This window comes from Streptomyces sp. NPDC052701, from assembly GCF_040678355.1.
Classification (GTDB): Bacteria; Actinomycetota; Actinomycetes; order Streptomycetales; family Streptomycetaceae; genus Streptomyces.
This window is the reverse complement of record NZ_JBFATO010000015.1, coordinates 157538-181350: the sequence shown is the minus strand read 5'-3', so window position 1 is coordinate 181350 and position 23813 is coordinate 157538. Positions and strand designations below refer to the sequence as shown.

22 protein-coding genes are annotated in these 23813 nt (G+C 71.5%); 2 read left to right on the top strand and 20 right to left on the bottom strand.

The window, feature by feature from the left end; all coding sequences use genetic code 11:
* The 19 genes from AB0L29_RS19520 to AB0L29_RS19430 form a co-directional block, all read right to left on the bottom strand.
* A partial coding sequence (locus AB0L29_RS19520) for a transcription antitermination protein NusB (RefSeq protein ID WP_365828699.1) occupies window positions 1-304 on the bottom strand: 304 nt, incomplete at its 3' end.
* A gap of 2 nt (window positions 305-306) precedes the next feature.
* Window positions 307-873: an elongation factor P gene (gene efp, locus AB0L29_RS19515; RefSeq protein WP_365828697.1), complete on the bottom strand. Its 567-nt coding sequence runs from the start codon at window positions 871-873 to the stop codon at window positions 307-309.
* Window positions 874-920: 47 nt separating this feature from the next.
* A complete protein-coding gene (locus AB0L29_RS19510) occupies window positions 921-2033 on the bottom strand; it encodes an aminopeptidase P family protein (protein ID WP_365828695.1) in 1113 nt (370 codons plus the stop codon).
* 276 nt (window positions 2034-2309) lie between these two features.
* Window positions 2310-3194, bottom strand: a complete 885-nt coding sequence (locus tag AB0L29_RS19505) for a Pro-rich N-terminal domain-containing protein (RefSeq protein WP_365828693.1) — start codon at window positions 3192-3194, stop codon at window positions 2310-2312.
* Window positions 3195-3388: 194 nt separating this feature from the next.
* Window positions 3389-4480, bottom strand: a complete 1092-nt coding sequence (gene aroB / locus AB0L29_RS19500; RefSeq protein WP_365828691.1) for a 3-dehydroquinate synthase — start codon at window positions 4478-4480, stop codon at window positions 3389-3391.
* The gene (locus tag AB0L29_RS19495) at window positions 4477-4959 is read right to left on the bottom strand and encodes a shikimate kinase (protein ID WP_365828717.1); all 483 of its coding nucleotides are present in this window, start codon (window positions 4957-4959) and stop codon (window positions 4477-4479) included. Before AB0L29_RS19495 ends, aroB begins: the two co-directional genes overlap by 4 nt.
* Before the next feature lie 32 nt (window positions 4960-4991).
* Window positions 4992-6176, bottom strand: coding sequence for a chorismate synthase (aroC, locus tag AB0L29_RS19490; RefSeq protein WP_365828689.1), 1185 nt, complete (start codon window positions 6174-6176; stop codon window positions 4992-4994).
* Window positions 6177-6357: 181 nt separating this feature from the next.
* On the bottom strand, window positions 6358-6729 hold the full coding sequence (locus tag AB0L29_RS19485; RefSeq protein ID WP_365828687.1) for a hypothetical protein: 372 nt from the start codon (window positions 6727-6729) through the stop codon (window positions 6358-6360).
* Window positions 6730-6777: 48 nt separating this feature from the next.
* Entirely contained in the window at window positions 6778-7605 is an 828-nt protein-coding gene (locus AB0L29_RS19480; protein WP_365828685.1) for a shikimate dehydrogenase, read from the bottom strand.
* On the bottom strand, window positions 7605-9320 hold the full coding sequence (gene mltG, locus AB0L29_RS19475) for an endolytic transglycosylase MltG (protein WP_365828683.1): 1716 nt from the start codon (window positions 9318-9320) through the stop codon (window positions 7605-7607). The genes AB0L29_RS19480 and mltG overlap by 1 nt, the downstream gene beginning before the upstream one ends.
* 121 nt (window positions 9321-9441) lie before the next feature.
* Window positions 9442-9906 (bottom strand): Holliday junction resolvase RuvX, encoded by a 465-nt coding sequence (gene ruvX / locus AB0L29_RS19470; RefSeq protein WP_365828682.1) that lies wholly within the window; start codon window positions 9904-9906, stop codon window positions 9442-9444.
* Between the two features lie 14 nt (window positions 9907-9920).
* A complete protein-coding gene (alaS, locus tag AB0L29_RS19465) occupies window positions 9921-12593 on the bottom strand; it encodes an alanine--tRNA ligase (protein WP_365828680.1) in 2673 nt (890 codons plus the stop codon).
* Entirely contained in the window at window positions 12593-12955 is a 363-nt protein-coding gene (locus tag AB0L29_RS19460; protein WP_365828678.1) for a hypothetical protein, read from the bottom strand. The genes alaS and AB0L29_RS19460 overlap by 1 nt, the downstream gene beginning before the upstream one ends.
* 7 nt (window positions 12956-12962) lie before the next feature.
* Window positions 12963-13418 carry a DUF948 domain-containing protein gene (locus AB0L29_RS19455; protein WP_365828676.1) on the bottom strand — a complete coding sequence of 152 codons (456 nt, stop codon included), beginning with the start codon at window positions 13416-13418 and terminating at the stop codon, window positions 12963-12965.
* 169 nt (window positions 13419-13587) lie between these two features.
* The gene (rpsD, locus tag AB0L29_RS19450; protein ID WP_365828674.1) at window positions 13588-14202 is read right to left on the bottom strand and encodes a 30S ribosomal protein S4; all 615 of its coding nucleotides are present in this window, start codon (window positions 14200-14202) and stop codon (window positions 13588-13590) included.
* A gap of 320 nt (window positions 14203-14522) precedes the next feature.
* Window positions 14523-15878, bottom strand: a complete 1356-nt coding sequence (locus AB0L29_RS19445) for a replication-associated recombination protein A (RefSeq protein ID WP_365828672.1) — start codon at window positions 15876-15878, stop codon at window positions 14523-14525.
* 42 nt (window positions 15879-15920) lie between these two features.
* The gene (locus AB0L29_RS19440; RefSeq protein ID WP_365828670.1) at window positions 15921-16583 is read right to left on the bottom strand and encodes a vitamin K epoxide reductase family protein; all 663 of its coding nucleotides are present in this window, start codon (window positions 16581-16583) and stop codon (window positions 15921-15923) included.
* A 257-nt stretch (window positions 16584-16840) separates the two neighbouring features.
* Window positions 16841-18103, bottom strand: a complete 1263-nt coding sequence (gene hisS, locus AB0L29_RS19435) for a histidine--tRNA ligase (RefSeq protein ID WP_365828668.1) — start codon at window positions 18101-18103, stop codon at window positions 16841-16843.
* 11 nt (window positions 18104-18114) lie between these two features.
* A complete protein-coding gene (locus AB0L29_RS19430; RefSeq protein ID WP_365828666.1) occupies window positions 18115-18825 on the bottom strand; it encodes an MBL fold metallo-hydrolase in 711 nt (236 codons plus the stop codon).
* A 178-nt stretch (window positions 18826-19003) separates the two neighbouring features.
* On the opposite strand from AB0L29_RS19430, the gene AB0L29_RS19425 reads away from it, so the two are divergent.
* Window positions 19004-19822 carry a peptidylprolyl isomerase gene (locus tag AB0L29_RS19425; protein WP_365828664.1) on the top strand — a complete coding sequence of 273 codons (819 nt, stop codon included), beginning with the start codon at window positions 19004-19006 and terminating at the stop codon, window positions 19820-19822.
* A gap of 136 nt (window positions 19823-19958) precedes the next feature.
* Complete coding sequence (locus AB0L29_RS19420) at window positions 19959-21188, top strand: DUF349 domain-containing protein (RefSeq protein ID WP_365828662.1); 1230 nt, start codon at window positions 19959-19961, stop codon at window positions 21186-21188.
* A 102-nt stretch (window positions 21189-21290) separates the two neighbouring features.
* Here the strand turns inward: AB0L29_RS19420 and relA are convergent, their stop codons facing one another.
* Window positions 21291-23807, bottom strand: coding sequence for a GTP pyrophosphokinase (gene relA / locus AB0L29_RS19415; RefSeq protein WP_365828660.1), 2517 nt, complete (start codon window positions 23805-23807; stop codon window positions 21291-21293).
* Window positions 23808-23813 lie beyond the last annotated feature (6 nt).

Here is a 23813-nt window from a genome sequence, read left to right as displayed (position 1 = left end):
CCGGGGTCTCGTCGACCCAGATCAGCTCGTAGGCGCCCAGACGCAGGATGTTGCGGTCCACGACCGGCATCCGGTCGAGCGTCCAGCCGACCGAGTACTGGGCGATCAGCTCGTCGATGCGCTTCGCGTACTGCGCGTAGCCCTCGACGAGCTGCATCGTGTACTCGCTCACCGGCGGCTGCCGGGTGTCGGTCCGGGAGTGCCGGATCCAGTCCGCGAGGACCGTCTGGACGTCGGCGCCGCGCTGGTCGCCCTCGAAGAGGATCTGGAAGGCACGCTTGCGGGCCGTGTTGCGGGCAGCCACGGTTAGCTGTTCACCCGGCCGAGGTAGTCGCTGGTACGGGTGTCGACCTTGATCTTCTCACCGGTGGTGATGAAGAGCGGGACCTGGATCTGGTGGCCGGTCTCCAGCGTGGCGGGCTTGGTGCCGCCGGTGGAGCGGTCGCCCTGGACGCCCGGCTCGGTCTCGGCGACGGTCAGCTCGACGGCGGCCGGGAGCTCGACGAAGAGCACCTCGCCCTCGTGCTGGGCGACGGTGGCCTCGAAGCCCTCGACCAGGAAGTTGGCGGCGTCGCCGACGACCTTGCGGTCGATGTGCAGCTGGTCGTAGGTCTCCAGGTCCATGAAGACGAAGTAGTCGCCGTCCATGTAGGAGAACTGCATGTCCCGCTTGTCGACGGTGGCCGTTTCGACCTTGACGCCGGCGTTGAAGGTCTTGTCGACGACCTTGCCGGAGAGCACGTTCTTGAGCTTGGTGCGCACGAAGGCCGGGCCCTTGCCGGGCTTGACGTGCTGGAACTCGACGACGGACCAGAGCTGGCCGCCTTCGAGCTTGAGCACCATGCCGTTCTTGAGGTCGTTCGTGGAAGCCACGGTTGCGGAATCTCCTGGACTGACGTGGACGACCCCGGGGCACGCACCTATAGCGCGAGCAGCTCCTTGGTCGTGATGGTGAGTAGCTCGGGTCCGCCGTCCGCCTCGGGGCGTACGACGAGCGTGTCATCGATCCGGACACCGCCCCGGCCCGGGAGGTGGACCCCGGGTTCGACGGTGACCGGCACGCAAGCGTCCAGTTTACCCATGGCCGCGGGACTCAATTGAGGGTCCTCGTCGATTTCCAGCCCGACCCCGTGCCCGGTGAGCGGCGGCAGGCCCTCCGTGTACCCGGCGGAGTCCAGTATGTGGCGTGCGGCGCGGTCCACGTCGCGGCAGGCGGCGCCGGGCACCAGGGCCTCGCGGCCGGCGCGCTGAGCGGCGAAGACCAGGTCGTAGAGCTCGATCTGCCAGTCGGCGGGAGCCATGCCGATGACGAACGTACGGCCGATCTCGCAGCGGTAGCCGCGGTAGGCGGCGCCGAGGCAGAGGGAGAGGAAGTCGCCCTCCTCAACGCGCCGGTCGGTGGGGCGGTGCCCTCGGCGGCCGGCGTTCGGTCCGGTGGCGACGGACGTGAGGAAGGCGGGGCCGTCCGCGCCGTGGTCGACGAGGCGGCGCTCGAGCTCCAGGGCGAGGTGGCGCTCGGTGCGGCCGACGAGGATGGACTCCAGCAGTTCGCCGAGGGCCTGGTCGGCGATCTCCGCGCCGATGCGCAGGCAGGAGATCTCCTCCTCGTCCTTGACGACCCGGAGCTGTTCGACCGCGCAGCCGAGGGCGGTCAGGCGCAGCCGGGGGACGGCCGAGGCGATGGCGCGGTGCCGGGCCACGGTGAGGTGGTGCTCCTCCACGGCGAGCGAGTCGGCGCCCTGGCGGGCGGCGAGACCGGCGGCCGCCAGGGCCGGGTCGCCGCCGGGTGCCGGCCCGACGTGCACGCGCAGCGCCTCGTCAGGCCGCGCCTGCGCGGGGCGGTCCTCCGGCGGGCCGGCGCACACCAGCACGTCCTGCTCCTCGCGCCCGCCCAGCAGCAGGACGGCGTCCTTCGGGGCGGCGCCCGCGAGGTAGCGCACATTGGCGGGGCGGGAGACCAGCGCCGCCGCGCTGCCGCCCGCGTTGCAGCAATCCCGTAGCCGCGTCCGGCGGACCGCGTACACCTCTGACATGAGCCGAGCCTACGAGCGGTCGGCGAAGATCGCCGGTCGGGAGGGGCCGAGTGGGGTGCCGACGCGCGCAGCGCGGCGGCACGGCCGACGGCCGCCGGAACCCGGCACACGCCGGTCCGCCCGCCCCGGCGGCCGGACCGCCGGGAACACCAAAGGCCCCGGGTCGTGCGCGGCCCGCCCCGGCGCCGGCCGGCCGGGTCCGTCAGCCAGCCGGGTCCGCCGGTCAGCCGGCCGACGCGGTGCGCGCCGGGCCGCTTCACCCGCCCGGCGCGCCGCCTACCACTTCGGCGGACTCGCGATCGCCCGCGCCAGTACGTCGTCCAGCAACCGCGCCGTCTCCGGCACGTCGAGCTGGGAGTTGTCGATGATCGGCAGCCCGGACCCGTACCAGCCGGCCATCCGCCCGTGGATGCGGGCCACCTCCTCGTCGGCGAGGCGGCGGTTGCCGGTGCGCTCGGCGTTGCGCTCCAGGACGATGTCGAGGCCGGGGAGGAGGACGACGGGCAGCAGGCCCGGGCCGACGTGCCGTTTCCAGCCGCCGAGGCCGACGACGGGCCGGTCGGGGAAGACGGCGTCGTCCAGGATGCACGAGATGCCGTTGGCGAGGAAGTTGCGCGCGGCGAAGCCGCAGGTGCGGCGGGCCAGGCGGTACTGGGCCTCGGAGTTGTCGTTCCATCCGGACTGCGGGTCGGCGAAGCCGGAGCGCACCCATTCGCGTACGTCGTCGAGGCTGATGTGCGCGGTGGGGACCCGGCGGTGGCCCGCCCAGTACTTGGCGACGCTCGTCTTGCCCGCGCCCGCGGGGCCGATGAGCAGCACGGCGAGGGTCGTGGTCGTCGGGTCCGGGGCGGCGGACGGGGCGGGGACCGCGCCGGGTGGGGCGGGGATTGGGCCGGGTGAGGCGACCGGACCACCGGGCGGGGCGACCGGACCGCCGGGCGGGAGCGCCACGTGCCCGGTGGTGTCCGGCGCCGACGGGACCGGGACGTGCTGCGGGACCGTGGGGTGCGGTGTCTGCCCGGGGTATCCCGGAGGCGGCGGGGGCACGGGGGCGGAACCCTGGTGCATGCCCGGGTGATGTGCGGCCGGCGCGTAGCCGGCGGCCGGTCCGTGCCCCGGCTGGTGGGGCGGCGGCAGCGGAGAACCCACTGCGTGCTGCATCCGGTGCCACTCCGTCTCGTACAGGCGATGGGCGCTGTCGGCAGGGGGGTACCCCGCTCCCCCCACAGCCTAAAGGGCGTACGGACGCCCCCGGCCGGACGGTACCGCCCCCGGCCTTCGGTGGATGAACGGCCGGGGGCGGTGCGAAGTGCCCGTGAGACGGGGCGGATCGGGCTCAGGGCGCGCCGGACGTCCTACCGGCCGACCTCGCCGTACGCGGCGAGCAGGACGGCCGGGTCGGGGCCCTCCAGGACGGTGGGCCTGGCCAGGCCGTCCAGGACGATGAAGCGCAGCAGGTCGCCGCGGGACTTCTTGTCCACCTTCATGGCCTCCAGCAGCTTGGGCCACTGGTCGTAGCGGTAGTGCAGCGGCAGCCCGACCGCTTCGAGGACGGTGCGGTGGCGGTCGGCCGTGGCGTCGTCCAGGCGCCCCGCCAGCCGGCCCAGTTCCGCGGCGAAGTGCATGCCGACGGAGACGGCCGCGCCGTGGCGCCACTTGTAGCGCTCGTTCTTCTCGATGGCGTGGCCGAGGGTGTGGCCGTAGTTGAGGATCTCGCGCAGACCCGACTCCTTGAGGTCGGAGGAGACCACCTCGGCCTTGACCCTGATGGAGCGTTCGATGAGCTCGGCGGTGTGCGGGCCCGCGGGGGTCCGCGCCGCCTGCGGGTCCTGCTCGATGAGGTCGAGGATCACCGGGTCGGCGATGAAGCCGGCCTTGATGACCTCGGCGAGGCCGGAGACGTAGTCGTTGACGGGCAGCGAGTCCAGCGCGGCCAGGTCGCACAGGACGCCGGCGGGCGGGTGGAAGGCGCCGACGAGGTTCTTGCCCTCGGCGGTGTTGATGCCGGTCTTGCCGCCGACGGCCGCGTCCACCATGGCCAGCACGGTGGTGGGGACGGCGATCCAGCGCACCCCGCGCAGCCAGGTCGCGGCCACGAACCCGGCCAGGTCGGTGGTGGCACCGCCGCCGACGCCGACGACGACGTCGGTGCGGGTGAAGCCGGACCGGCCGAGCGCCTTCCAGCAGTAGGCGGCGACCTCGGCGGTCTTGGCCTCCTCCGCGTTGGGCACCTGGATGGCGATCGCGTCGTAGCCCTGCTCGGCCAGGTCGGCGCGCAGCGCGTCGCCGGTCTCGGCCAGGGCCTCGGGGTGGACGACCGCGACCCGCTTGGCCTTCGGGCCGATCAACCCGGCCAGTTCGCCGAGGAGCTGACGGCCCACCAGGACCTCGTACGGCTCGGTGCCCGCGGTGCCGCCCACCTGGATGCGGGTGACTGCCTCGCTCATGTTTCCTTCAACTCCAGTGCGTCCAGGGCGGCTCGGGCGACCTCGTCGGGGGTGCGGCCGTCGGTGGCGACGACGGCGGTGGCGACCTCCTCGTACAGGTGCCGGCGGGCCTCCATCAGCTCGCGCCACTGCTTGCGGGGGTTGACCGCCAGCAGCGGCCGGGCCGCGTTCAGACCGGTGCGCCTGACGGCCTCCTCGACGTCCATCGACAGGTACAGCACCCGCTGCCCGCTCAGCAGCGCGCGCGTGTCCGGGTCGAGGACCGCGCCGCCGCCCAGGGCGAGGACGCCGTCGTGCTCGGCGAGCGCGGTGCGCACCGCCCGCTTCTCCAGCGCGCGGAAGGCGGCCTCGCCCTCCTCGACGAAGATGTCGGCGACGCTCCGGCCCTGCGCGGCGACGATGTCGTCGTCGGTGTCCCGGTAGCCGACGCCGAGCCGCTCGGCCAGCAGCCGGCCGACGGTGGACTTGCCGACCCCCATCGGGCCGACCAGCACGGCCACAGGCACCGTGCTCACCTGATTGCCAGGCTGTCGAGGTACGACGTGACGTTGCGGCGGGTCTCGGCGACCGAGTCGCCGCCGAACTTCTCCGCCACGGCGTCCGCCAGCACCAGCGCCACCATCGCCTCGGCGACGATGCCCGCCGCCGGGACCGCGCACACGTCCGAGCGCTGGTGGTGCGCCTGGGCGGGCTCGCCGGTGGTGACGTCGACGGTCCGCAGGGCCCGCGGCACGGTCGCGATGGGCTTCATCGCGGCCCGCACCCGCAGCGGCTCACCGGTGGACAGACCGCCCTCGGTGCCGCCGGCGCGGCCGGTGGCCCGCCTGATGCCGTCGGGCGTGGTGACGATCTCGTCGTGCGCCTTGGAGCCGGGCACGCGCGCCAGCTCGAAGCCGTCGCCGACCTCGACGCCCTTGATCGCCTGGATGCCCATCAGCGCCGCCGCCAGCCGGGCGTCCAGGCGCCGGTCCCAGTGCACGTGCGAGCCGAGCCCGACGGGCACGCCGTAGGCCAGCACCTCGACCACGCCGCCGAGGGTGTCGCCGTCCTTGTGGGCCTGGTCGATCTCGGCGACCATCGCCTTCGACGCGTCCGCGTCCAGGCAGCGCACCGGATCCGCGTCCAGCTTCTCCACGTCCGCCGGGGTCGGGTGGAGGCCGTACGGCGCCTTGGCGCCCGCCAGCTCCACCACGTGGGAGACGATCTCGATGCCGGCCGTCTCCTTCAGGTACGACCGGGCCACCGCGCCGAGGGCCACGCGGGCCGCGGTCTCGCGGGCGGAGGCGCGCTCCAGGATCGGCCGGGCCTCGTCGAAGCCGTACTTCTGCATGCCCGCGAGGTCGGCGTGGCCGGGGCGCGGCCGGGTCAGCGGGGCGTTGCGGGCCAGGCCGGCGAGGATCTCCGGGTCCACCGGGTCGGCCGCCATGACCTGCTCCCACTTCGGCCACTCGGTGTTGCCCACCATGATCGCGACCGGGGAGCCGAGCGTGCGGCCGTGCCGGACACCGCCGAGGAAGGTGACCTCGTCGCGTTCGAACTTCATCCGGGCACCGCGCCCATAGCCCAGCCGCCGCCTCGCGAGATGGTCCGCCACCATGTCCGTGGTGATCGGCACGCCGGCGGGAAGACCCTCCAGCGTCGCGACGAGTGCGGGACCGTGGGACTCCCCCGCGGTCAGCCAGCGCAACCTGCTCAACGGTGCTCCTCAGTGCTCGCGCCCTGGTACTGCCCTGCGTACGCACGTCCTCGCGTACGGCGACGGCTCGACCGGGTGCGCGGTCCCGGCCCGCCGTCTCCGATCCTCCCACGTCCGGGCCGCGGACCCGGCCGCCGGTCCACCAGGCGGACGGGCACGGCCGGCCCGGGCGGCGGAGCGGTCAGACCGGGCCCTGTCCCTGTCGTTGCTGCGGCGCGTACGCGCCGAGGAAGTCCGCACCGCTCGGCTGCGGTGCCTGCGGGGCGTACGCCCCGAGGTGGCCGGCGCCGCTCCCCTGCTGCGCCTGCGGCGCGTAGGCGCCGAGGTGGTCGGCGCCGCGCCCCTGGCCGTACCGGGCCGCCGCGTGAACCGGCTGCCCGGTGCGGACGGCACGCCGGTAGGCGATCCTGCGCTTCAGTTTGACGACCCACGAGGCGACGACGGCCAGCACGATCAGGCCGAGCACCGTCATCTGCACCCACTCGGGCAGGAACCACAGCAGGGCCTCGAGTATCTCGCCCTTGCCGGACGCCACAGGCGCGCCAGTAGACATGAGCCGCTTTCCCCTCCCGTTCCGCCCCCTGCGGAACCGGAGGGGATCCTATCGGTCCGCGAGGGCCTGCTCGCCCGCTTTTCGCATGGCGTCCAGCGGGGCCGGGGCACGGCCCGTCATCTGCTCGACCTGGAGCACGGCCTGGTGCACGAGCAGGTCGAGCCCGCTGACGACGGCGCCGCCGTACGCCGACCAGCGGGCCGCCAGGACGGTCGGCCAGGGGTCGTACAGCACGTCGAAGAGGGTCGCCGGGCGTTCCGGGACGGCGTGGGCGAGGGCGTCGGTGACGCCCGCCGGGGTGGTGGCGATCACCAGGGGGGCGCGCAGGGCCTGCTCGGCGTCCGCCCAGTCGGCGATGCGTACCGCGAGGTCCAGCCGCTCGGCCCACCGCCGCATCTGCGCGGCCCGGGCCGCGCTGCGCACGTAGACCGCGACCTCGCCCGCGCAGACGCGGGACAGCGCGGCCAGCGCGGAGGAGGCGGTCGCGCCCGCGCCGAGGACCGCGGCGCTGCCGACCTCGTCGATGCCGTGCTCGCGCAGGGCCGCCACCATGCCGGGGATGTCGGTGTTGTCGCCGGTCCTGCGGCCGTCCTGGCCGAGGACGACGGTGTTGACCGCGTCGACCGAGGCCGCGGTCTCGGTGATCTCGTCGAGCAGCGGGATCACGGCCCGCTTCAGCGGCATGGTCAGCGACAGCCCCGCCCATTCGGGGCCGAGCGTCTGGAGGAAGCCGGGCAGCGCGTTCTCGTCGACCTCGAAGCGGTCGTACGTCCAGTCCCGAAGGCCCAGCTCGGCGTAGGCGGCGCGGTGCAGCACCGGCGAGAGGGAGTGGGCGATCGGGGAGCCGAGAACGGCCGCCCGGCGGAGTGCGGACATCAGTTGCCCCTCGAGGCGTTGAACTGGTCGACCAGCTTCTGGTGCTCGGCGTTCGTCTTGGTGAACCTGCTGGTCTTCCCGTCGAGCGAGATGAAGTAGTACCAGCCCTCGTCCGTCGGGTCGAGGGCACCCTTGAGGGCGTCCTCACCGGGGTTGTCGATCGGTCCCGGCGGCAGGCCCTTGTAGTAGTACGTGTTGTAGGGATTGTCGTAGTTCCTGAGCTCGCTCAGGCTCAGGTCGATCTTGCTCTGGTTCTTAATGTAGTTGTACGTGGAGTCGAACTCCAGCATGCCGTTGGTCTGCGGGTTGCCGGGCTTCATGCGGTTGTAGACGACCTCGGCCATCTTGCGGAAGTCGTCGTGGCTCGTGCCCTCGGCCTGCACCAGGCTGGCGACGGTGACCAGTTGCCAGGGGTTCTCCAGTCCCAGGCCCTCGGCCTTCTTCTCCACGCCGAGTCTCTCGTACGTCTCGGTGGCCCGCGCCACCATCTGCTTCAGGACGTCCTTGGGCTTCTGGCCCTTGGTGACGCCGTAGCTGGAGGGGTAGAGGAACCCTTCCAGCGGATCCTTGACGTCCTCGTGGTTCATCGCCCAGTCGGGCAGGCCGAGGTCCTGCCACTCCTTCTCGGCGACCGCGGCGGTGGTGCCGTCCTTGAGCTCCAGCCGCTTGTCGATGAGGCGGTAGACGTCGGCGTTGCGCCGGCCCTCGGCGATGATCAGGTTGTCGCGGCTCTCCGGGCTGAGCATCAGTTCGACCGCGCTCACGGCCGACATCTGCTTCCTCAGCGTGTAGACGCCGTCCTGGATGTTCTTGCCCTCGGGATTGCTCGACTGTGCCGCGACGAAAGCGCCGACGCTCTTGACGACGCCCGCGTCCTTCAGCGCCCGGCCGATCGTGTAGCCGTCCGCGCCCCTGGGGATCTCGACGGTCACCTGCTGGCCGGTGCCGTCGCCCGCGAAGTCCGCGGGCGCGGCGAAACGATCCTGGTAGAACTGGTACCCGAAGTAGCCGACGCCGGCCAGACCGCCGCCGAAGACCAGGACGACCACCAGGCAGGCGATGCCGTTGCGCCCCTTCTTGCCCTTGCCGCCGCGGCCCCGCCGCTCGCCGCGCCCGCGGCGGTCCGCCGGTTCCTCGTCGTCGTCCGCGAAGAAGGCGTGCTCGCCCTGGTCGGGGCCCGGGTCCCAGTCGGTCTCCGGTTCCGGTTCGGTGCGCCGTCGGCCGGGCGGCTCCGGGGGCGGGTAGGCGTCGGAGGTGCCGTAGTGGTCGGGCTGGTCCCCGTAGGAGGCGTGGTGCTCCCCGTAGGGATCCGCCGGGTCACCGGAGTACGGGACCTGCTGCTGCGCACCCGTGCCCCAGCCGTTGTCGTCGTACGGCTGCTGGTGCCCCTGACCCTGCTGGTGCCCCTGACCCTGCTGGTGCCCCTGACCCTGCTGGTGCTCCTGGCCCTGCTGGTGTCCCTGGCCCTGCTGGTGCGCCTGGGCCGCGTACCGCTGCCGGTCGTACGCGTCGTACTGCTGCTGTGCCTGACCGTACCCGGCCTGCTCACCGGTGCCCCAGTCGCCGTACTGCTGCTCCGGATGGTGCTGCGACCGGCCGTCGTAAGGGGACTGCCGACCGGCATGGGCCTGCTGTCCTCCCCATCCGCCGTCCCCGTACAACGGGTCCTCCGGATGCCACGGTTCGGAGCCTTGGCCCCGGCCATACTCAGTCATCGATCCCCTAGAGCCGCGAGGCGGCGGTAGCGCGGCTTCCGGCCCGGCTCCCGTCCCGCCTCTTGTGGTGCGGCGGCTGTTCGACTGCCACCGCATCGCGCGGAACGTTACCGTATCGCGATCAGATGACCACTTCGACGCCCTCACCGGGTGCCCTGCCTGACACCCGTTCGGATTCGAGCGCCTGCTGCAGGATGACCACCGCGGCCGCCTGGTCGATGACGGACCTGCCCTTCTTGGACCTCACGCCCGAGGCGCGCAGTCCCTGACTGGCCGTCACCGTCGTCATGCGTTCGTCGACGAGTCTCACCGGAACGGGCGCGATCATGCGTGCCAGTTCCCGGACGAAGCCGCGGACCTTGGCGGCGGCCGGTCCCTCGCCGCCCTTGAGGGAGCGGGGGAGCCCGGCGACGACCTCGATCGGCTCGTACTCCTCGACGAGCTGCTTGAGGCGGCGGTGGGCCGCCGGGACGTCCCGTCCGGGGACCGTCTCCACGGGCGTGGCGAGGATCCCGTCGGGGTCGCACGAGGCGACCCCGATGCGGGCGTCCCCGACGTCGATCGCGAGCCGACGTCCTTTGCGCATGGTCCGGACCGTTCCTACTCGGCGGTCTCGGCGACCAGCCGCTCGACGGCGTCGACGGCCTCGCCGACGGCGGCCGGGTTCTGGCCGCCGCCCTGGGCGACGTCGGGCTTGCCGCCACCGCCGCCGCCGAGGGTCTTGGCGGCGGTGCGCACCAGGTCACCGGCCTTGAGGCCGCGCTCGCGGGCGGCCTCGTTGGTGGCGATGACCGTCAGCGGCTTGCCGTTGCTGACCGTGAACAGGGCGACCACGGCGGCCCGGCCGCCCTGGATGCGGCCGCGCACGTCGAGGACCAGCTTGCGCAGGTCGTCGGCGGTGGTGCCGTCCGGGACCCGGCCGGTGACGACGGCGACGCCGCGGACGTCCTTGGCGGACTCGGCGAGTCCGGCGGCGGCCTGCAGCACCTTCTCGGCGCGGAACTTCTCGATCTCCTTCTCGGCGTCCTTCAGCTTGCCGAGCATGGCGGAGACCTTCTCCGGCAGCTCCTCCGGGCGGCCCTTGAGCAGTTCGGTGAGCTGGTTGACGACCGTGTGCTCGCGGGCGAGGAAGCTGTAGGCGTCCACGCCGACCAGGGCCTCGATCCGGCGGACACCGGAGCCGATGGACGACTCGCCGAGCAGCTTCACCAGGCCGAGCTGGGCGGTGTTGTGCACGTGGGTGCCGCCGCACAGCTCCTTGGAGAAGTCGCCGATGGTCACCACGCGCACCCGCTCGCCGTACTTCTCGCCGAACTCGGCGATGGCGCCCTGCTTCTTGGCCTCGTCCAGGCTCATGACGTCGGCGCGCACGTCGAGGTCGCGGGCGAGCACCTCGTTGATCTTCTGCTCGACGTCGAGCATCACCGTCTGCGGTACGGCGGACGGGGAGCCGAAGTCGAAGCGGAAGCGGCCGGGCTGGTTCTCGGAGCCGGCCTGGGCGGCCGTCGGGCCGAGGGCGTCGCGCAGGGCCTGGTGGGTCAGGTGCGTGGCCGAGTGGGCTCGGGCGATGGCCTTGCGGCGGCGGGCGTCGATGGAGGCGTGGGCCTTGGCGCCGACGGTGACCTCGCCGACCTGGACGACGCCCTTGTGGACGTAGACGCCCGGGACCGGCTTCTGGCAGTCGCGGACCTCGATGACGGCGCCGGAGTCCGCCTTGATGCGGCCGGTGTCGCCGATCTGGCCGCCGCCCTCGGCGTAGAAGGGGGTGCGGTCGAGGACGATCTCGACCTCGTCGCCCTCGGTGGCGGCCGGGGAGGAGACGCCGTCGACGAGGATGCCGACGACCGTGGACTCGCCCTCGGTGTCGGTGTAGCCGATGAAGTCGGTGGCACCGGCCCGGTCGGCGATCTCGCGGTAGGCGCCGAGGTCGGCGTGGCCGGTCTTCTTGGCCTGGGCGTCGGCCTTGGCGCGCTCCCGCTGCTCCTTCATCAGGCGGCGGAAGCCCTCCTCGTCCACGGACAGGCCCTGCTCGGCGGCCATCTCCAGGGTGAGGTCGATCGGGAAGCCCCAGGTGTCGTGGAGCAGGAAGGCCTTGTCGCCGGGCAGCACGGTCGAGCCGGCGGCCTTGGTCTCGCTGACGGCGGTGTCGAGGATGTTGGTGCCGGCCTTCAGCGTCTTGAGGAAGGCGTTCTCCTCGGCGAGGGCGACCTTCTCGATGCGCTCGCGGTCGGTGATCAGCTCGGGGTACTGCTGCCCCATCATGCCGATGACGACGTCGATCAGGTCCTTGACGACCGGGCCGGTGGCGCCGAGCAGGCGCATGTTGCGGATGGCGCGGCGCATGATGCGGCGCAGCACGTAGCCGCGGCCCTCGTTGCCGGGGGTGACGCCGTCGCCGATGAGCATGGTGGCGGTGCGCATGTGGTCGGTGACCACGCGCAGGGAGACGTCCGAGTCGTGGGCGTCGCCGTAGCGCACGCCGGTCAGCTCGGTGGCCTTGTCGATGACGGCCATGGAGGTGTCGATCTCGTACATGTTCTGCACGCCCTGCAGAATCATGGCGAGCCGCTCCAGGCCGAGCCCGGTGTCGATGTTCTTGCTCGGCAGGTCCCCGAGGATCTCGAAGTTGTCCTTGCCGGTGCCCTCGCCCCGCTCGTACTGCATGAAGACGAGGTTCCAGATCTCCACGTACCGCTCGTCGTTGACGGCGGGGCCGCCCTCGGCGCCGAACTCGGGGCCGCGGTCGTAGTTGATCTCGGAGCAGGGGCCGCAGGGGCCGGGCACGCCCATGGACCAGAAGTTGTCCTTCATGCCCAGGCGCTGGATGCGCTCCTTGGGCACGCCGACGACCTCGTGCCAGATCTGCTCGGCCTCGTCGTCGTCCTGGTAGACGGTGATCCACAGGCGCTCGGGGTCCAGGCCGTAACCGCCCTTGTCCTGGGGCGTGGTGAGCAGCTCCCAGGCGAGCTTGATGGCGCCTTCCTTGAAGTAGTCGCCGAAGGAGAAGTTGCCGCACATCTGGAAGAAGGTGCCGTGCCGCGTGGTCTTGCCGACCTCTTCGATGTCGGGCGTGCGCACGCACTTCTGCACGCTCGTGGCGCGCGGGAACGGCGGCTTGACCTCGCCCAGGAAGTAGGGCTTGAAGGGCACCATGCCGGCCGGGACGAGGAGCAGAGTCGGGTCGTCCGCGATGAGCGACGCCGAAGGGACGACGGTGTGCCCGCGCTCCTCGAAGAAGCTCAGCCAGCGACGGCGGATCTCAGCCGACTCCATCAGTGGTCCTCATTCCGGTTGTACGAGTGCTTCTGGTACGTCGAACCCTCGACGTACTTGGGGTCGTTGCGGTTCTCGATGGCGGCGTGCCGCCGGGGCGCCGGGAGCTCCCGGTCGTCGACCGGGGCGTTGAGCCCGAGCGCCTCTCCCAGTTCGGCCTCCCGCCGGGCCATGTTGTCGCGGACGTCGAGCGCGAAGCCGACCGCGCGGTCCTTCAGCAGGTGGCCGGCCTCGATCGCCTTGTTCGCCGCGGCGTGGGCGAGGCTCTCGGGGGTCAGCTGCTTCAGCTTCCGGTTGACCTTGGTGGTGGCCCACACTCCGGCGGCGACGCCGGTGGTGAACCAGAACGTACGGCGGAACATGTCTGGGTCAGTCCCTCTTTCCGCGGAGGTTGCGCCTCGCCCGCCGCGCGGCGGGGACGGTGCGGCCCACGATGACGGTTCGCCCCGTTTCCCCGGCGGGCACGTCGTCCCTGCGGCCGGCGAGGGCACGGCGCACGCCGTAGCCGAAGGCCGCGACCTTGACCAGGGGACCGCCGAAGGTGGAGGCGACGGTGGTCGACAGCGCGGAGGCGTTCGACGTGACCTCCTGGACGTCGGAGGCGATCGCGTCCACCCGGTCGATCTGGGTCTGCGCGGAGCGCACCGCCGCGGAGGCGTCGGCCAGCAGCGGGACGGCCTGGTCGGTCACGTCCGCCACGAGCTTGGTGGTCGCCCTGAGCGTCTGGGCCAGCCTCGCCAGTGCGACGGCGAGGAAGGAGACCAGGATCGCCCAGAACACGGCCACCAGGATTCCGGCCACCTCTCCACCGGACACTGTGTGCACCCGCTCCCTGAAAACGTGCCTGAACATCGAGAAAGTCGTGCACCGAGCCTATCGCGCCGGGCATGGGGCTCCGTACCGGATTACCGCCCGGGCCAAAGGGAAACCCGCCGCCCCGCCCGCCGGGAAGGGCGGGGGGACGGCGGGCTGGAGTACCGCGTGCCTGCCGGGGTCAGCGGGCGTAGTACTCGACGACGAGCTGCTCGTCGCAGACCACCGGGATCTCCTTGCGGTTCGGCTCGCGGTCCAGGCGGAACGCCAGGGCCTTGAGGTTCACCTGCAGGTAGCGGGGGGTCTCGCCGTCGGGGGCGAAGCCGCCCTCGCGGGCGATCTGGAAGAGCGTCTTGTCCTTGCTGCGGTCGCGGACCTGCACGACGTCGTCCGGGCGGACACGGAAGGAGGGCTTGTCGACCTTCTTGCCGTTGACCTGGATGTGGCCGTGGGTGACCATCTGGCGGGCCTGGTAGATCGTGCGGGCGATGCCCGAGCGCAGGACCAGCGCGTCGAGGCGCTTCTCCAGCTCCACGATCAGGGCCTCACCGGTCTTGCCCTGGACCTTGGCGGCGCGCTCGTAGGCGCGGACCAGCTGGCGCTCGGAGATGTCGTACTGAGCGCGCAGACGCTGCTTCTCGAGCAGACGGACCTTGTAGTCCGAGTTCTGCTTGCGGCCGCGGCCGTGCTCACCCGGCGGGTAGGGGCGGGCCTCGAAGTACTTGACGGCCTTCGGGGTCAGCGCGATGCCGAGGGCACGCGACTTCTTGACCTTGGGGCGGGACTGATTCGCCACTGTCTCTTTCACTTTCCGTGATGGTCGGCTCACCAGGGTTAGGGGAGGTCGCATCCGCAGCCGGGGAAACCCTGCGGGTCCGCGGGGGACCCGATGGGCAGCCGCTCCCCTGGTCTGGGCACATACGTGCAGCACGCGAGTGGCCCACCGACCGCTCCGGGACTCCGGGTGGTGGTGGGCTGCCCGCGACACCGTTCGACGGTGCGCGACGCTCCTGGAGCCCGTGAGGGCTCCGGCTGGATGTCCCGCTCTGGTGGTGCCGACTTCCCTCACGGGGGCCGGACACGGGACGCAGCACTTCGGGCAAGTCTACAGGGGAGTCAGGACCGCTTTCGACCGAGGTGCTTCCTGGTCCACTCGACGGCGTCCGCGTACCGCGCCTCGGCACCGTGCCGGGTGGGCGTGTAGTACTCGCGGTCCTTGAGCGCGTCCGGCGCGTACTGCTGGGCGGCGATGCCCTCGGGCACGTCGTGCGGGTAGACGTAGCCCTGTCCGTGCCCGAGCTTGCCCGCGCCCTTGTAGTGGCTGTCGCGCAGGTGCGGCGGCACGGGACCGGCCAGGCCCTTGCGCACGTCGTCCAGGGCGGCGCCGATCGCGGTGGTCGCGGAGTTGGACTTGGGGGCCAGCGCCAGGGCGATGGTGGCGTGGCTGAGGGTCAGGGCGGCCTCGGGGAAGCCGATCATGGCGACGGCCTGGGCGGCGGCGACCGCGATCGGCAGGGCGCCCGGGTCGGCGAGGCCGATGTCCTCGCTGGCGGAGATCATCAGGCGGCGGGCGATGAAGCGGGGGTCCTCGCCGGCCTCGATCATGCGGGCCAGGTAGTGCAGGGCGGCGTCGACGTCGGAGCCGCGGATGGACTTGATCAGGGCGCTGGCCACGTCGTAGTGCTGGTCGCCGTCCCGGTCGTACTTGACCGCCGCCCGGTCGACGGTCTCCTCCAGGGTGGTCAGGGCGATCCGTGTCTCGCCCTTGTCGAGGGCGGCTCCGGCAGCGGCCTCCAGGGCCGTGAGCGCGCGGCGGGCGTCGCCGCCGGCGATGCGCAGCAGGTGGTCCTCGGTGTCCTCGGGGAGCGTGACGGTGTTGTTCAGCCCGCGCTCGTCGGCCAGGGCCCGCCTGAGCAGGCCCCGGACGTCGTCGTCGGTGAGGGGTTCGAGGGTCAGCAGCAGGGAGCGGGACAGCAGCGGGGAGATGACCGAGAAGTAGGGGTTCTCCGTGGTCGCGGCGATCAGGGTGACCCAGCGGTTCTCGACGGCCGGGAGCAGGGAGTCCTGCTGGGCCTTGCTGAAGCGGTGGATCTCGTCGAGGAAGAGGACGGTCTCCTTGCCGTAGCCGCCGGAGGCGCGGCGGGCTCCGTCGATGACCGCGCGGACCTCCTTGACGCCCGCGGTGATCGCCGACAGTTCGACGAAGCGCTTGTCGGTGGCCCTGGAGACGACGTAGGCCAGGGTCGTCTTGCCGGTGCCGGGCGGGCCCCACAGGATCACCGAGGACGGGCCGGCGGGGCCGGAGGCGCCCTCGCCGACCAGGCGGCGCAGGGGCGATCCCGGCTTCAGCAGGTGCTGCTGGCCCACGACCTCGTCCAGGGTGCGCGGGCGCATCCGTACCGCCAGGGGGCTGCTGGACGGCTCCTTCTCCTGGCGTTCTTCTGCTGCGGCGGTGAACAGGTCGGGCTCCACTCTGAGAACCCTAAATCACCGCGCCGGCGGTCCGGCGGGATGTCAGCCGGTCCAGAAGTCCCACCAGCGGGTCAGGACCAGCATGCCGATGATGCCGATGTGCAGCACGGGCATGACCCAGGTGAACTCGCCGAAGAAGCCCTTGAGCCAGGACGGCGCGGGCAGGAAGCCCTTGCGGACGTTGAACGAGGTCACGTACCAGAACATGACGATCGTGGCGACCCAGGCGAGGCAGCACCACAGGCACAGCGCGTTGATCCGGTACAGGGACTGGAACATCAGCCAGGCGCAGAAGCCGACGCCGAAGAGGGTGCCGGCGTTGAAGGTGAGCCAGTACCAGCGCGGGAACCGGGCGCGGGCCAGCAGGGCGACGCCGACGACGACGACGACGGCGTAGGTCACCAGGCCCAGCATCGGGTTGGGGAAGCCGAAGACGGAGGCCTGGTCGCTCTCCATGACGCTGCCGCAGGAGACCACCGGGTTGAGGCTGCAGCCGGGCGTGAAGGTCTTGCCCTCGACCTTCGCCTCGAGCAGCTTGAACTTGTCGATCGTGATGACCCACGCGGCGAGCAGCCCGGCCGCGCCGGTGATCACCAGCAGCAGGGCGAAGGCGCGACTGCCGCCCTCGGTGCGCGAAGCGGAAGGGCCGCGCTCCGGCGAGGGCTCGGGCTCCGTGGAGACGTCGTTGACTGTCGTCTTGCTCATCACGCCGATTCCGTCACTTGAGACCTGGACCATCTTCGGGCAGGGCCATTGTGCCGCACCCGCGCGTCCGTCCACCGTTCGATGGGCATAAGGATGCCCTCGCCGTCGCCCTTGGGCGTTCGGTTCCGGCCGACGTCCGTGCCATGGCAGCACACGTGAGCGAGCGTGCGGCGGCCGGTGCGCCACGGGCCGCCGGAGGCGCGACGAGGGGGCCGGCGCTCCGTGCAGCGCCGGCCCCCTCCTCGACGTGCCGCCGGCTAGCCGAGCCGGGACTCCAGCTCCGCCACGATCTCGTTGACGCCGATCGCCGTCTGCTCGCCGGACTCCATGTCCTTGAGCTGGACGACGCCCTCGGCGAGGTCGCGCTCGCCGGCGACGACCGCGTAGCGGGCGCCGCTGCGGTGGGCGTTCTTCATCGCGCCCTTGAGTCCCTTGGCGCCGTAGGAGAAGTCGGCCGCGATGCCGTTCTTGCGCAGCTCGGCGACCTTCCCGAACAGGACGCGACGGGCCTCCTCGCCGAGCGGGACGGCGAACACGCTGGTGGTGGCGGGGAGTTCGAGCTCGACGCCCTCCGCCTCCAGCGCCAGGACGGTGCGGTCGACGCCGAGCGCCCAGCCGACCGACGGCAGCGCGGGGCCGCCGATCATCTCGGACAGGCCGTCGTAGCGGCCGCCGCCGCCCACCGCGGACTGCGAGCCGAGGCCGTCGTGGACGAACTCGAAGGTCGTGCGCGTGTAGTAGTCCAGGCCGCGCACCAGCTTGGGGTCGTCCTCGAAGGAGACGCCGGCGGCGGTGATCAGCTCGCGGACCTCCTCGTGGTACGCCTTGCAGGCGTCGCAGAGGTAGTCGCGCAGCAGCGGCGCGTCGGTCAGCTGCTTCTGGACGTCCGCGCGCTTGTCGTCCAGCACGCGCAGGGGGTTGATCTCCGCGCGGCGCAGGGTGTCCTCGTCGAGGTCCAGACCGCGCAGGAAGTCCTGCAGGGCGGTCCGGTAGACCGGGCGGCACTCCTTGTCGCCCAGGCTGTTGAGGAGGATGCGGAAGTTCTGCAGGCCGAGCGAGCGGTACGCCTGGTCGGCCAGGATGATCAGCTCGGCGTCCAGCGCCGGGTCCTCCGCGCCGATCGCCTCGGCGCCGACCTGCGAGAAGTGGCGGTAGCGGCCCTTCTGGGGGCGCTCGTAGCGGTAGTACGAGCCCGAGTACCAGAGCTTGACCGGGAGGTTGCCCGCCTTGTGCAGGTTGGCCTCCAGGGCCGCGCGCAGCACGGAGGCCGTGCCCTCGGGACGCAGGGCCAGCCTGTCGCCGCCCTTGGTCTCGAAGGCGTACATCTCCTTGGTCACGATGTCGGTGGACTCACCGACCCCGCGCGCGAACAGTTCGACGTTCTCGAAGCCGGGCGTCTCGATGTAGCCGTAGCCGGAGGTGCGCAGCGGGGCGGCGATCGCCTCGCGGACGGCGAGGTACCTGGCGCTGTCCGGCGGGATCAGGTCGTACGTGCCCTTGGGGGCCTTGAAGGTGCTCACGGGAGGTCTCGTCACATTCCTCGTCGGGGAGCGTCCACATCCGCTCCCGGGCCGGCGGCCACCTGCCGCAGGTACGGATTGGTGGCGCGCTCCTGGCCGATGGTCGTCTGGGGGCCGTGGCCGGACAGCACCACGGTCGAGTCGTCGAGCGGCAGGCACACGCGGGCCAGCGAGTCGAGCATCTCGGCCATGTCACCGCCGGGCAGGTCGGTGCGTCCGATGGAGCCGGCGAACAGCAGGTCGCCCGAGAAGAGGATGGGCGGGACGTCCGCCGCCTCGGGCATGCCGAAGGTCACCGACCCCTTGGTATGGCCCGGCGCGTGCGAGACGGTGAGCTCCAGGCCCGCCAGCGCGAGCTTCGCGCCGTCGGTGAGCTCCCGGACGTCGTCCGGCTCCCCCACGGTCAGCTCGCCCAGCAGCGGCATCCCGATGGAACGGCCGAGCGCCTTCTCGGGGTCGCTCATCATGTACCGGTCCTCGGGGTGGATCCAGGCCGGCACGTCGTGCGCGCCGCACACCGGGACGACCGAGGCCACGTGGTCGAGGTGGCCGTGGGTGAGGACGACGGCGACGGGCTTGAGCCGATGCTTGCGGAGTGCTTCCTCGACTCCCGGGGCCGCCTCGTGGCCCGGATCGATGATCACGCACTCCTCACCGGCGGCGGGGGCGACGAGGTAGCAGTTCGTCCCCCAGGCCCCGGCGGGGAACCCGGCAATGAGCACGATCGTCCTTCGTTGTGTCGGTACGGGTGGCTTGCGGCGGGGCTGGGCCCGTGGCAGAGCCTACCGGCGCTGCCGATTCCTCAGCGAACCCATATACGGTACGGGGCACACGCAGGCGGTCGCTCACGGGACGCGCGCGTACCGGTTCGGCACACGAGACGCATGAGGAGAGAACCCGGTGGTCAGCCAGGAACAGCGGCGGCGTCAGCTCGCCCGGGAGAAGTTCTTGCGGCAGCAGCAGCGGCGCACCGAGGCGCGGCGCAAGGCGCGGATCCGCAATTCCGTGATCGCGTCGGTCCTCGGTGTGGTCCTGGTGGGCAGCCTCGCGCTGTACACGACCGGGGTGCTCGAGAAGGACGACGACAAGGCCAGCACGAGCGCGCAGGCCAGCCCGAGCGCCTCGGCCAGCAAGGCCCCGGATCCGTGCGAGAAGCCCGCCGGGGGCAAGGTCAAGTCGCAGACCTGGAAGAAGGAGCCTGCGATGACGATCGACAAGTCGGCGAAGTACACGCTGAGGCTCGCGACGACCTGCGGGGAGATAGACGTGGCGTTGAAGGCCTCGGCCGCGCCGCACACCGTCAACTCCTTCGACTTCCTCGCCGGCAAGGGCTACTTCGACCACTCCAAGTGCCACCGGCTCACCACCAACGGCATCTACGTGCTGCAGTGCGGTGACCCGACCGGCACGGGCACGGGCGGCCCGGGCTACACGATCCCGGACGAGAACCTGAAGGACAAAAGCCTGAAGGACAACACCTACCCGGCGGGCACGGTCGCGATGGCGAACACCGGGCAGAAGAACAGTGGCGGCAGCCAGTTCTTCCTGGTGTACCGGGACAGCAAGTTGCCGCCCAGCTACACACCGTTCGGTACCGTCTCCGAGGCGGGCATGAAGGTCCTGAAGAAGATCGCCGGGGCGGGCGAGAGCACCGGAGCCGGTGACGGGGCGCCCAACGCGACGGTCGTGATCAACAAGGCGACCGTCACGGAATCCTGACCGCCAACTGCGAATTTCGGTCGCGCGGGATGCGGACAGGCCGCCCGCCGGTCGCCTATGTTGGCCGTGACGAAACTGTGGACGATGCCCGGGGGAGCTTCAGGCACCCTCGCAGGCATCATGTGGAGGAGGCGCTGTGAGCAGCGACCCGTGGGGCCGCGTCGACGAGACGGGGACCGTGTACGTGCGGACGGCCGACGGCGAGAAGGTCGTCGGTTCCTGGCAGGCCGGCTCCCCTGACGAGGCGCTCGCCTACTTCGAACGCAAGTACGAGGGCCTGGTTGTCGAGATCGGCCTCCTCGAGAAGCGGGTGAAGACCACCGACCTGTCGGCCAAGGACGCGATGGCCGCCATCGGCCATCTGCGGGAGCAGGTCGACGCGCACCACGCGGTGGGCGATCTGGACGCTCTCAGGGCCCGGCTGGACAAGCTCGTCGAGGTGGTGGAGGCGCGCCGCGAGGAGCGCAAGGCGCAGCGGGCGAAGCAGTCCGACGAGGCGCGCAGGGCCAAGGAGGCGCTGGTCGTCGAGGCTGAGGAGCTGGCGCAGTCCGACCAGTGGCGGGCCGCCGGTGAGCGGCTGCGGGCGCTGGTGGACACCTGGAAGGGCCTGCCGCGCCTGGACCGCAAGTCCGACGACGAGCTGTGGCACCGCTTCTCGCACGCGCGCTCGGCGTTCTCCAAGCGCCGCAAGCAGCACTTCGCGCAGCTGGACGCGCAGCGCGAGGAGGCCCGCCGGACCAAGGAACGGCTGGTCGCCGAGGCCGAGGCGCTGTCGGGCTCGACGGACTGGGGTCCGACGGCCGCGCGCTACCGCGAGCTGATGGCCGAGTGGAAGGCCGCCGGCCGCGCCCAGCGCGAGCACGAGGACGACCTGTGGAACCGCTTCCGCGGCGCCCAGGACGTCTTCTTCGCCGCCCGCAGCTCGGTGTTCGCCGAGCGGGACGCGGAGCAGTCGGAGAACCTCAAGCTCAAGGAGGAGCTGGCCGAGGAGGCCGAGAAGCTCCTGCCGATCACGGACCTGAAGGCGGCCCGGGCCGCGTTCCGTTCGATCAACGAGCGCTGGGAGGCCATCGGCCACGTGCCGCGCGACGCGCGTCCGAAGGTCGAGGGGCGGATGCACGCGGTGGAGCGGGCCCTGCAGGAGGCCGAGGAGGCCGAGTGGCGCCGGACCAACCCGGAGGCACGCGCGCGTGCCGAGGGTCTGACCGGTCAGCTCCAGGCCGCCGTGGACAAGCTGAAGGCCCAGATCGAGCAGGCGCGGGCGCAGGGCAACAACGCCAAGGCCGACAAGCTGGAGAAGGAGCTGCAGGGCCGCCAGGCGCTGCTGGACCAGGCGCTGAAGGGGCTTCAGGAGTTCGGCGGCTGACGCTCCGGGAAACGCCGGAGCACCCCGGGAAACCCCCGGGAAACGCGGGAGGGCTCCCGTACCGTCCGGTACGGGAGCCCTCCCGCGTGCGGTGACGGCGCTCTACGACCGGTTGCGCGCCGACGTCACCCGGTACACGTCGTACACGCCCTCCACGCCCCGTACCGCCTTCAGGACGTGCCCGAGGTGCTTGGGGTCGCCCATCTCGAAGGTGAAGCGGGAGGTTGCCACACGGTCGCGGGAGGTCTGGACGGCCGCGGAGAGGATGTTGACGTGCTGGTCGGACAGCACGCGTGTGACGTCCGACAGCAGCCGGGAGCGGTCCAGGGCCTCGACCTGGATGGCGACGAGGAAGACCGAGGACTGGGTGGGCGCCCACTCGACGTCCAGGATGCGCTCGGGCTCGCGGGACAGCGAATCGACGTTCACACAGTCGCTGCGGTGAACCGATACGCCGCTGCCGCGCGTGACGAAGCCGATGATCGGGTCGCCGGGGACGGGCGTGCAGCAGCGGGCCAGTTTGACCCACACGTCCTCGACGCCCTTGACGATCACACCCGGGTCGGCGCTGGCGCGGCGCTTGCGGCCGCGGCCGCGGGCCGGCGGGACCGTCTCGTCGATCTCCTCGCTGGCGGCCTCCTCGCCGCCGAGCGCCTGGACGAGCTTCTGCACGATGTTCTGCGCGGAGACGTGGCCCTCGCCGATGGCCGCGTACAGCGCGGAGATGTCCGCGTAGCGCATCTCGTGCGCGAGGGTGACGAGGGAGTCGCCGGTGAGGATGCGCTGGATCGGCAGGTTCTGCTTGCGCATCGCGCGGACGATGGCGTCCTTGCCCTGCTCGATCGCCTCGTCGCGGCGCTCCTTGGAGAACCAGGCCCGGATCTTGTTGCGGGCGCGCGGCGACTTGACGAAGCCGAGCCAGTCGCGGGAGGGGCCGGCGCCGGGCGCCTTGGAGGTGAAGACCTCCACCAGGTCGCCGTTGTCCAGCGTCGATTCGAGCGGTACGAGACGGCCGTTGACCCGCGCCCCTATGGTGCGGTGGCCGACCTCGGTGTGGACGGCGTACGCGAAGTCCACGGGGGTCGCGCCGGCCGGGAGCGCGATGACGTCGCCCTTGGGGGTGAAGACGAAGACCTCGTTGCGGGACAGGTCGAAGCGCAGGGACTCCAGGAACTCGCTGGGGTCCTCGGTCTCCTTCTGCCAGTCCAGCAGCTGCCGCAGCCACGCCATGTCGTTGATGGCGTCCTTGTCCTTCGCGGACGTCTTCGGCGCGTCGGTGCGGATCTTGGAGGCGCCGGCCACGGCCTCCTGCTTGTACTTCCAGTGCGCGGCGATGCCGTACTCGGCGCGGCGGTGCATGTCGAACGTGCGGATCTGCAGCTCGACCGGCTTGCCGCCGGGGCCGATGACCGTCGTGTGCAGCGACTGGTACATGTTGAACTTGGGCATCGCGATGTAGTCCTTGAACCGGCCGGGGACCGGGTTCCACCGCGCGTGCACCGTGCCGAGGGCCGCGTAGCAGTCGCGGACGGTGTCCACGAGGACGCGGATGCCCACCAGGTCGTAGATCTCCGCGAAGTCACGGCCGCGGACGATCATCTTCTGGTAGACGCTGTAGTAGTGCTTCGGGCGGCCGGTGACGGTCGCCTTGATGCGGGCCGCCCGCAGGTCCTGCTGCACCTCGTCGGTGACGATGGCGAGGTACTCGTCGCGCTTGGGGGCGCGCTCGGCGACCAGGCGGACGATCTCGTCGTACATCTTGGGGTAGAGGATCGCGAAGGCGAGGTCCTCCAGCTCCCACTTGATGGTGTTCATGCCCAGGCGGTGGGCGAGCGGCGCGTAGATCTCCAGGGTCTCGCGCGCCTTCTTCTCCTGCTTCTCGCGCTTGAGGTAGCGCATCGTGCGCATGTTGTGCAGGCGGTCGGCGAGCTTGATGACCAGGACGCGCGGGTCCTTGGCCATGGCGACGACCATCTTGCGCACGGTCTCGGCCTGGGCGGCCTCGCCGAACTTGACCTTGTCCAGCTTGGTGACGCCGTCGACGAGCAGGGCGACCACGTCGCCGAAGTCGCGGCGCAGGTCCTCCAGGCCGTACTCGGTGTCCTCGACCGTGTCGTGCAGCAGGCCCGCCATCAGCGTGGCCGGGTCCATGCCCAGCTCGGCGAGGATGGTGGTGACGGCGAGGGGGTGCGTGATGTACGGGTCGCCGCTCTTGCGTTTCTGGCCGCGGTGCCAGCGCTCGGCGACCTGGTAGGCGCGCTCGATCTGGCGGAGCGTCGAGTTCTCGATCTTCGGGTCGTTGCTGCGCACTATCCGCAGCAGCGGCTCCAGGACCGGGTTGTAGGGGTTCGCGCGCTGGACACCGAGGCGGGCGAGACGGGCACGGACGCGGTTGGAGGAACCGGAGCGGGCGGACTGCCCGGAGGCCTGGCGGACCGCGGGCGGAGCCGGTTTGGGGCGGGCGTGCTCGGCGGGCTTGTCGACGGGCGCGGACTGGGCGTGCTGGACCGGCCCGCGGGAGTCGTTCTTCGCGTGGGGCGCGCTCGGCGCGGGCTTGGCCGCGGCTGCCGAGGCGGACTCGGGCTTGGCGGCGGTCAGGTGCTGGGCCTCGTCTGGCAAGAGGAC